At 35.1% G+C, this 11065-nt stretch carries 6 protein-coding genes; all 6 read right to left on the minus strand.

From position 1 onward, the window contains the following. On the minus strand, positions 1-2502 hold the full coding sequence (locus tag FN795_RS13215) for a beta-N-acetylhexosaminidase (protein ID WP_142451030.1): 2502 nt from the start codon (positions 2500-2502) through the stop codon (positions 1-3). 13 nt (positions 2503-2515) lie between these two features. After that, a complete protein-coding gene (locus tag FN795_RS13220) occupies positions 2516-3997 on the minus strand; it encodes a glycoside hydrolase family 10 protein (RefSeq protein WP_142451031.1) in 1482 nt (493 codons plus the stop codon). Positions 3998-4139: 142 nt separating this feature from the next. Then, positions 4140-4967, minus strand: a complete 828-nt coding sequence (locus FN795_RS13225; RefSeq protein WP_142451032.1) for an alpha/beta hydrolase — start codon at positions 4965-4967, stop codon at positions 4140-4142. Positions 4968-5023: 56 nt separating this feature from the next. Beyond that, positions 5024-7939, minus strand: a complete 2916-nt coding sequence (locus tag FN795_RS13230; RefSeq protein ID WP_142451033.1) for an FAD-binding and (Fe-S)-binding domain-containing protein — start codon at positions 7937-7939, stop codon at positions 5024-5026. Between the two features lie 112 nt (positions 7940-8051). After that, complete coding sequence (gene nagB / locus FN795_RS13235) at positions 8052-9980, minus strand: glucosamine-6-phosphate deaminase (RefSeq protein WP_142451034.1); 1929 nt, start codon at positions 9978-9980, stop codon at positions 8052-8054. A gap of 139 nt (positions 9981-10119) precedes the next feature. Further along, positions 10120-10869, minus strand: a complete 750-nt coding sequence (locus FN795_RS13240; RefSeq protein ID WP_142451035.1) for a DeoR/GlpR family DNA-binding transcription regulator — start codon at positions 10867-10869, stop codon at positions 10120-10122. Between the last annotated feature and the right edge of the window lie 196 nt (positions 10870-11065).

An 11065-nucleotide genomic window follows, 5' to 3' on the forward strand; every position in this document is an offset into this window, starting at 1 on the left:
CTATGGATTAATTTTTAAGTCCTGTCCCGCCATCAAAGGCTCATTATTGGTTCCTGTAATTTGTATTCTAACTGCTTTTACAGGTTGTTTTGGGTAAATCGATGCATTTCCGTAATCGAAATTATCGCCTTTTATAAAATCCGTTCCATTGTATGAAAACTCTACAAAACCGTTATTTATTATAAATCTCGGATGATGCGGAATTCCAGTTAAAACATCAATTTTAGAAGACGTTACAGGATTGGTAAATGTGTACAAAATCCAATCGCCGTCTTTACAAGCAACATCGGTACGCAAATACGATTCTTCATTATAATCTTGCAGATTCGAAATTGGAAACTTCGGATTTTCTGCCATCGAAGAAGTCACTTTCACTTCTGGTTCCTGATAAGGCGAACAGTTGAATTTCACATTTGCAGCAGATTTTTTTTCTTCTTTATTTTCGACTGTAAAATCTAATCTGTATGTGTTTTTTTCGTTGTAATTTTCAATTAAAAATCTCAAACGAGGTTTTGATTTTAACGCCTTTTCATCTGCATAAGTCTGAACTAATTTATCATTTTCAAAAAGCGAAACATTTTTGATTGTTCCGTTTGCTCCATCATCTGTTGGATTAAAAGTCAGATACCAAATCCCTTTTTTATCCACATGTTCTGAGATATTTTCAGAAATAGTCAAAACTTCTACTTTTGAAGTATTCCAAGTTGCAACAGGCAGTTTCTCCACTTTTACCGCTGGACTTGCCGAAGTTTCATTGAAGAAAACTCTAAACATATAATGCTCATAATCTTTCGTCTGAATTGGTCCTGTGTACAAGGGCGATTGTCTCGTTGGTTCATTTCCGTCTTTATCAAATCGCACGATTGCTCCTTCATAAGGCGGAGTAACAGTAATTATTCCGTTTTTATAAATAGCTGTTGGAGGAAAATCCCTGAAAGCAATTCCCATATCAGCCAATCTTTTTAAATGGCTGTTGGTTAATCTTCCATAAAAATCATCCCAGTTTTTATCTTCTTTTTTAGACCAGCCAATTTCAGACAACGCACTGATTCTCGGATAACTTTGGTATTCCATAATTCTTGCAGGACGATCCAAATATTCGCTCCACAAAGCACCTTGAACTCCAATTATATTTTTTTGTTCTTCTGGAGTTAAATCAGCATCAGGAATTGGTTCAAACGAATAGGCTCTTTTTGTATCAGTAATTGCTGCCCAGCGGTGACCGCGTTCTGTTTCTGATTGTGCCATATCAAAATACAGAAATTGTCCTGGAATCATAATGGTTTTATATCCTTTTTTTGCCGATTCAATTCCGTAACTAATTCCTTGCCAAGCAGAAATAAGTGTATTTGAATTGATTTCTCCGCCTTTCAGGATTTCATTCCATCCATCCGTTTTTTTATGGTATTTATCTACAATTTTTTGAACTCTTCTAAAGAAATAATTCTGAAGCTGAAAACTGTCTGTAAAACCTTCTTTCGCCATCAAAGCTTGACATTTTGGACAATGCTCCCAATTGGCACGATTAACTTCGTCTCCTGCCACATGAATATATTCGAAAGGAAACAATCCAGATACTTCTCTAATAATTGAATCTAAAAGATCATAATTTTCTTCACGTCCAACACACCAGACATTTTTTACTTCGCCCTGAACACTTTTAAGTTCCTGTGTTATAGCGCAACCCACTTCTGGATACGAAGCTGTTACGGCACGCGAATGTCCCGGAATTTCGATTTCTGGCATTACTGAAATACCGCGATCTGCCGCATAAGTCACGACTTCTTTAATATCTTCTTGTGTATAAAAACCTCCATAACGTTTATCTCCAGAACCATAAGATGGTAGCAAAACTTCGCCTGGACCTCTCCAAGCGCCTTTTAAAGTTAAATCGGGCATCGATTTTATTTCGATTCTCCAGCCGTTATCATCAGTTAAATGCCAATGAAAAACATTCATTTTATGAGCAGCCAGCCAATCGATATAATTTTTTACGGTTTGTTTATCGAAGAATTGTCGAGAACAATCGAGCATCATTCCGCGCCAATCGAAACGAGGATAATCTTCTATTTTTACAAACGGAAGAGCTCCTTTTTTAACTTCTTTTGCAGAACAAATTAGCAGTAAAGTCTGGAATCCGTTTAAAACGCCTTTATCCGTTTTTCCTTTTATGAAAATTCCTTTTTGATTTATTTCTAATTGATAACCTTCATTTGGAAGATCCAATTTCTTATCGATTAAAAATGAAATATTATTTTTTCCGTGTTTTTTTCCTATCGAAACAATTGGGTTAATTCCTGTATTTTTTGAAAAATCTGCAGTGATATAAGCGACACTGTTTTTTAGTTTTTTGTCGACCACTATTTTTAATGGCGAAGGAAAAACAAATTGTCCCGCGCTTTGTTGAACGGAAACAGGTTTCGGAATTATGTCTAATTTTTGGGCTTGTACAAAACTAAGCGAACTTAGAAATATGGCTAATAGAAGAATACTTTTTCTCATCTCTTTTAATATTTTATTTTGCTGAAAATTCAATCGGACTGCTTTCTGTCTGGGTCTGACTCAAAGCGGTGAGCGCATAAACGTAGTTTTCCAAATCTGGATTTGGCACTTCTAGTTTTAGCGCTGTTGTCACATAATAAATATTCTGAGGATTTGAAAAATCAGTTATTTTTCCTTTTGGAAATCTGTAAATCACATATTTTTTGTCGTTAAATGCCGCTTTCCAAGTCAAAACTGCTTTATCGCCTTTTTTGGCAATTACTGCATTTGTTGGTGGTTCTGGTTTTAATCTAGTAATTCTATTCGCTTCGGGAGTTAAAGCAATGTATTTGTATTCTTTTTGAAGAAGAGGCTGTCTAAGTGTATCTCCTTTTTTAAGAAAAGTAGATGCTGTAAAATGCATTGAACCATCAATTTGAGGCATTTTACGAATCATTTCAATTTGTTTTACAATTTGATCGGGACTTCTCCACTCAGGTTCTTTTGCTGAAGTTGAAATCTTGTAATCGCCATGACCAACATAAACATTTGCTCCATACTTATGTTCTGCCCACCATTTTGCCAGAACTTCAAAATTGGCGCGGTCAAAACCAATGTGCCAGTATATTTGAGGTGTTACGTAGTCTATCCAGTTTTCTTTTTGCCATTTTAAGATATTCGCATACAAATCATCATAATTTGTAGCTCCGGCAACAGTTTTAGAGCCTTCAGAATCTTTAGCAATATTTCTCCAAACTCCAAAAGGCGAAATTCCGAATTCGACTTCTGGTTTATTGGCAATAATAGTATCTCTAATTTGTTTGATAATTAAATCGACATTGTCTCTTCTCCAATCGTCTTTATCTTTAAATTGACGCGGTTCTTTAGCGAATGCTTTCTCATCTGGAAATTCTTGTCCTGCAATTTTATATGGATAAAAATAATCATCCATATGAACTGCCTGAATATCGTATTTACGAACAATTTCACCCACGACAGAAGCCACAAAATCTCTTGTTTCTTTTAAACCCGGATTAAAATATCTGGTTTTTCCGTACGTCAGAAAAAGGTCTGGTCTTTTAAAATATAAATGATCTTTTGAAAGCACATCTCTCACGGTATCTTTCTGAACACGATACGGATTAAGCCAAACGTGTACGTTCATTCCACGTTTTCCTGCTTCATCAATCATCATCTGCAACGGATCAAAACCTGGCGCAACACCTTGAGTTCCCGTTATCCAATGCGATGCTGGTTCTTTTGTCGATTTGTAATATGCATCGGCAGTAGGGCGAATCTGAAAAATTACGGTATTAAGATTATACGAACGAAGATTATCCAAAATAGCAATCATTTCGTTCTTCATTTCTTTATCTGACAAACCTGGTTTAGACGGCCAGTCGATATTTTCTACAGTAGAAATCCAAGCTGCTCGCATTTCTCTTTTTGGAGATTGCTGACTGAAAATTTTGGTTTGAATCAGCAACACCAAAATCATAATTTTTATGCTTTTCATAATTATTATTTTAGGTAGTTAGTATAGTTAATATCTGCTTTTTTGACTGAAAAAACCTAACAGGTTTTAAAACCTGTTAGGATAACCAACCAAAGTTTATGCATCACGGTAAATTGACAAAAAACCGGAATACACTTATCGCTTACTTTGTTATTTCAGAATCATTAAAATAATTGTAAAAAAACAATAGTTGAAATTTTAGGGAATTCTCCCAATATTTTAAATTATGTTCGCCCGGGCGCTCAATATAATCGTGATTTATTTTTAGGGCCAACATTTTTGCATGAAGTTCTCTGTTTACAGTCATGAAAAAATCATCAACTCCACAATCAATAATCAGTTTTAATTTATTGTCTTTTACCAAATCCAGCATATTTGTCACCGTATTTTGATTCCAGTTTTCAGGAAAATCAGAAATTGATCCTAATCGTTTTTTGATATCCCAATTTTCAGGAAACGGACGAAAATCCACTCCTCCACTCATGCTTCCGGCAGCTCCAAATACATCCTGATGTCTGAATGATAAATACAATGCGCCATGTCCGCCCATGCTCAAACCTGAAATGGCTCTTGCTTTACGGTCTGCAATGGTTTTGTATTCTTTGTCAATAAAAGGAACCAATTCTTTTACAACATAAGTCTCATATTTAAAAGTCGGATCTATCGGACTGTCAAAATACCAACTTCCGTAATTTCCGTCGGCGCAAACTACTATAAAACCATATTGATCGACTTGCTTTCCGAGTTCTTTAAAATCTTTTGCCCAAGAACGATAATTTCCGCTGTAGCCGTGAAGCAGATAAACAACCGGAAATGCTTTCATGCTTTTTTTATAATTATCCGGAACTACAACACAAGTTTTAATATTCTTTTGCATCGAAGCACTAAAAACTTGTAAAGTATCAACCTTTGCTGCTCTTGCTGTGAAAATTAAAAATGCGAACAAAAAGGTGTAAATTGTTTTTTTCATAACTGCTGTTTTTATAAAATACTATTTTTGAAAAGCACTAGTAAAGTACAAAAAAATTATTTCAGACAATCCTTTAAAATAGTCACGGGATGCATCGCTTTTCTGCTAGTTCCGTCAAAAATCTGATGGCGGCAGCTGGTTCCTGCAGCGACAATTTCTGTTGATGGCTCTGTTGTCCTAATTTTCGGGAACAACGTATCTTCTCCCATCTGCATGCTTATTTCGTAATGTTCTTTTTCGTATCCAAATGAACCCGCCATTCCGCAACAGCCAGAATTGTAAATCGTAACCGTATTATTTTTTGGAACATTCAGCATAGCAAAAGAAGCTTCAACTGAGCTTAACGACTTTTGATGACAATGCCCATGAATTTTGATATTTTTCTCTTTTTCAGAAAATTGTCCCGAATGAATTTTTCCGTTTGTAATTTCTCTTTTGAAAAATTCTTCAACCGTGAAGGTGTTTTGGGCTAATTTTTCAGCACTTTCTTTATCACCAGCTAATCGTAAATATTCATCTCTGAAAGTTAATATTGCAGAAGGTTCAATTCCTATTAAAGGTGTGTTTTCAGAAATTATATTTTTAAAAATATTGACATTTTTATTCGCGATTTCCTGCGCTTCTTCCAAAAAGCCTTTTGAAATAAAAGCTCTTCCACTTTCTTCATGATCGATTATAATTACGTTGTAACCTAATTTCGTTAACAATTCGTAAGCGTCGATTCCGACTGAAACATCATAATAATTGGTAAACTCATCACAAAAAAGATAAATGCTACCGTTTTCAAAAGAGTTCGTCGTGTAAAGTTTTTTGTTCTTTTCATACCATTTTCTGAATGTCTTTGGAGCCAGTAATGGCACTTGTCTTTCAGGCGCAATTCCCATACGTTTTTTAACGAATGAAAGATTGGAAACCCAATTGGTAAGAGATGGTGCAATACTTCCAAATTCATTTAGTTTAGAATTGAAAGCAAATATTTTATTTCGGAAAGAGAATCCGTTTGCTTTTTGATATTGGTATAAAAATTCTGCTTTTAAAGTCGCTACATCCACATTGCTCGGACATTCGCTTGCGCAGGCTTTACAGCTTACACATAATTCAAAAACCTTATATAATTCTTCGTGATCGAATTTATTTTCTTTTTCCGAATGCGTCAGATATTCTCTTAAAGCGTTTGCTCGTGCGCGTGTAGTATCTTTTTCATTTCTTGTGGCACGGTAACTCGGGCATAAAGTTCCGCCTGCCGAAGGCAATTTACGGCAATCGCCAGAACCATTGCATTTTTCAGCAGCACGCAAAACCCCTAAACTATCAGAGAAATCCTGAATCGTTTTTATTTCAGGTTCAATTCTTCCTGCTTCGAAACGAAGATTTTCATCCATTTTAGAAGCATTTACGATTTTCCCAACATTCAAAATTGTATTGGGATCAAATGCTTTTTTTATTCGTTTTAGCAGTTCGTAGTTTTTATCTCCAATCATAAAAGGCAAAAACTCTCCTCTTAAAATTCCGTCGCCATGTTCACCACTTAATGAACCTCTGTATTTTTTTACTAAATGCGCTACTTCAGTAGATAAGTTTCTAAACTGGTGTAATCCTTCTTTTGTTTTTAAATTTATCTTCGGACGCAAATGAAGCTCTCCTGCTCCGGCATGCGCATAATAAATCGCGCTTTGTCCGTGTCTTTCCATCATTGCAGCAAAATCAGCGATATAATTAGGAAGATCGCTCAATTCAACTGCTGTATCTTCAATAGAATCCGCTGCTTTGTCATCTCCAACAATACTTCCTAAAAGTCCGAGTCCTGCTTTTCTTACCTCATTTACTTTATCAATATCTTCTCCGTAAATTTTTGGCAATGCATATCCAAAGTTATTATCCTGAAGTTCTTTAATTAATGCATCGGCCTGTAGTTCGGCATCTTCCATACTAATGTGCGATCCAACTTCAAGCATAATAACTGCCTTTGGTTCGCCCACAATAAAAAACCGGTTTTTAGCTTGTTCTCTATTGGTTTTGGTACAGTCTAAAATCGTATCATCCATCATTTCGCAAGTGTACAAATGATGTTTCATTGCAGTAACGACTGCTTCCAAACTCTCCTGAATTGTATGAAAATGCGCCACAACCATAATATTGTTTACAGGCGGCAAATCATCCACTTTCAAAGTTATCTCTGTCGTAAATGCCAAAGTTCCTTCACTTCCACAAAGGAGTTTTCCCAAATTGATTGTATCTTCTGGTCCCGAAAAAAGTTTTGATTTCAGCAAAACATCAATCGCATAACCTGTATTTCTTCTGTGAATTTCTGGTTTTGGAAATTCTTTTAAAATTTCTTTCTGATTTTCCTCGTTTGAAAGTTCTTCGTAAATTGTTTTGTAGATTTTACTTTCTAAAGAATCTCCTTTTGTTTTCTCAATAAATTCTTCAGAAGTTAAATCTTTAAAAACCGCAATACTTCCGTCACTTAAAACTGCTTTTATTTCGACTATTTTATCTCTGGTAACGCCGTAACGAATTGAAGTTGTTCCAGATGAATTATTCCCGACCATTCCGCCAATCATACATCTATTGGTTGTTGAAGTAGTTGGTGCGAAAAATAATCCGTGCGGTTTTAAATATAAATTCAATTCATCGCGAATTACTCCGGGTTGAACTGTAATGGTTTTCTTTTCGGCATCAAAAGAAACAATTTTGGTAAAATGTTTAGAAACATCTACAATAATTCCGTTACCAACAGTTTGTCCCGCCAGAGAAGTTCCTGCCGTTCTGGGTGTTATTGAAATATTATTTTCTGAGGCAAAGCGAATAATTTTTACAATATCTTCTTCAGTTTTAGGAACAGCAACAGCTTCTGGCATAATTCTATAAGCAGAAGCATCTGTGGCGTACAGTTTTTTATGAAGATCATCATAAAAAAGAGTTCCTTCTAAGGAATCTGATAATTGTTGTAATTGAATTAAATCAGGCATTATTGGGTTGTATTGCTTTTGGAAGTTAATTTGAAAAGTTGATATTGGTTGTATAATTTTAAACCTGACGGAATTTAAAATCCCGCCAGGTTCTTTCATACAAGCATACTAATTAATAATCAAAACGTTTGAAAGCCTCGATAGCTTCGTATTCTGCTAATCCTAATTTATCGTAAAGAATCGCTGTGTTTTTATTTCGGTCTTCGGCTCTAACCCAGAATTCTCTTGAATCATTTCCTTGGAACATAACTCGGTCTTTTTGAGACTGGTGATACAAGATTGCATGACGTTTCAACAATACTTCTGATGGAGAAAGTGGAACTGCCATGTCAATTTCGTGGATATCCCATTCGTGCCAAGCTCCTCTGTACAACCAAAGCCAACAATCGTCCATGTATTTTTCTGGTTTCAATTCTTTCATGGCTGCAAAAATTGCGTTCAGACATACTTCATGCGTTCCGTGCGGATCTGCCAAATCTCCTGCTGCAAAAACCTGATGCGGTTTTATTCTTGCGATGATTTCTTTTACAATAGCAATATCTTCTGGTCCTAACGGATTCTTTTTTACCTGTCCTGTTTCATAAAACGGAAGATCCAAAAAGTGTGTATTTTCATCTTTTAGGCCGATGTATCTTGTTGCTGCGTAAGATTCTCTCCTTCTGATTAATCCTTTTAGTTTTCTAACTTCAAGAGAATCTATTTGATTTTCTGATTTGTTGTTCAAAAATTCAATAACCGATTTGAAGTTGATATCTTTTGGAAGATTTTCTCCAGCAAAATCGTTGCAAACTTCAGCGAACTTCAATGCCTCGTCGTCAGTAACTGCTATATTTCCAGAAGTCTGATATACGACGTGTACATCATGTCCTTGTTTGATCAATTTTGAAAAAGTTCCTCCCATAGAAATCACGTCATCATCTGGGTGCGGACTGAAAAGAATCACTCTTTTCTTGGCTGGATTGGCTCTTTCCGGACGATGCGAATCATCTGTATTTGGTTTTCCTCCTGGCCATCCTGTAATGGTGTGCTGCAGAACGTTGAACATATTGATATTCAAATCATAAGCAGAACCTTCCTGCGCCAAAAGATCAGACATTCCGTTATTATTGTAATCTCTATCAGTAAGTTTTAAGATGGATTGTTTCGTTTTTTTACAAAGCCAAACGATAGCTTTACTTTTTAATTCTTCTGTCCAGATGCATTCTCCAACAAGCCAAGGCGTTTTAAAACGTGTCAACTCAGAAGCTGCAGATTGATCCAATACAAAAGTTGCATTTGGATGATTTTGTAGAAATGTTGCAGGAACATCAGAACTTATTTCGCCTTGAATTGTTCTCTTAATAATAGAAGCTTTGTTTTGTCCCCAAGCCATTAATACGATTCGCTTTGATTTCATAATGGTTGAAACTCCCATTGTGATCGCACGTTTTGGAACGTTGTCAATTCCGTTGAAATCAGAAGAGGCATCAACTCTTGTAATATGATCCAGTGTAATGATGCGTGTTCCTGAATTGATGTGTGAACCCGGCTCGTTGAAACCAACGTGACCTGTACGACCAATTCCTAATAATTGAAAATCAAGCCCGCCGGCATTTTTAATTTTCAATTCGTAGTCGATGCAATATTGATTCAATTCATCAATTGCAACTGTACCGTCTGGAATATTGACATTTTCAGGCTTAATATCAATATGGTTAAAAAGATGCTGATGCATGAAGTAATGGTAACTTTGGCGGTTTTCCTTATTCATTGGATAATATTCATCCAAATTAAAAGTGATTACGTTGCTAAAGCTTAATCCTTCTTCTCTGTGCATTCTGACTAATTCCTCATATACCTTTATAGGAGAAGAACCTGTTGCAAGACCTAATACACAGAATTCATTTGCATTTTGTTTTAAACGTATTAATTCAGCTATTTCTTGAGCGACATTTTTTGAAGCTGTAGCAGAACTTTCAAAGATTACATTATGATTTTTCTCAAATCGGGTTTCTTCAAATTTTCCTGGTATGTCGTAAGCCAAAGAAGTAGTGGTTTTCATAATATATCTATATAGTTAAAATTTAGTTTTAACAAATATATAGAACAAAAACAGAACAATTACATTATTTTGCGTTATTTAACAAAATAAAATTAAAAACATGCAAAAAAACGCAAAAACTGAAATATAAAAACGAAAATTACAATATAAGTACTCCAGATTTCCTATATTCTTCCAATCTGCTGTCGTTAGGATCAAGATCAGTAACTATAGTATCCAATTGTGTAAGATCACAAACACCGTGGGCCATTTTAGTATTTAATTTATCCGAAGAAAACATTGAAACTACCTTATCAGAAGCTTCTATCATTGCTTTTTTGACAATTGAAATCTCATAACCAATTTCCGTCAAGCCTTGTTTTATATTAATACTACTTGCACCAATAAAGCAAATATCGGCTTTAATTTTGGACACAACCTGAATTACATCCATACCAATAGTTACCATTGCGTTTTTTTGCATTTTTCCACCAATAAATATTAAATCTATATTTGGATGCTGTGATAATTGCATGGCAATTGGAAGACTATAAGTATAAATAGTAGCCTTTAAATCGGCTGGAATTAACTTTGCAAAAACCAAATTTGTACTTCCTCCACTCATTATAATTACCTGGTCATCACGAAGTAAAGACAATGCTTTTGAAACAATTTTAGTTTTTTCCTCCTCAGCACCGATATATATATCAAACACATTGGCAGATTTTTCCGACACCTGAACCGCTCCGCCATATACTTTCACTAAAAGCTTTTTACTGTCAAGTTCGTTCAAATCTCGACGAATAGTATCTTCAGACAAATCTAAAGCCAAAGCCAAATCTGTTGTGACAACTTTTTGGTCCTCAATTAGCTTTGTCATTATGTATTTATGTCTTTCGGCTTTCAGCATATTTTTGAAAAGTTAAAATTCAGGACAAATATATCAAATATTTCAATTTATATCCGAAAACTCCTTACAATCTGCAACAGTACGCAAATTTTAAATTTCAAGTCTTAATTACGAATAATTTAAATACGATTTTTTGCGTGTTTTTGCGTTATTTTAGTTAATTTTTGAAAAAAATGATTAAATAATGCATTTGTAT

The organism is Flavobacterium resistens (assembly GCF_900182645.1).
In the GTDB taxonomy this organism is placed as follows: domain Bacteria; phylum Bacteroidota; class Bacteroidia; order Flavobacteriales; family Flavobacteriaceae; genus Flavobacterium; species Flavobacterium resistens.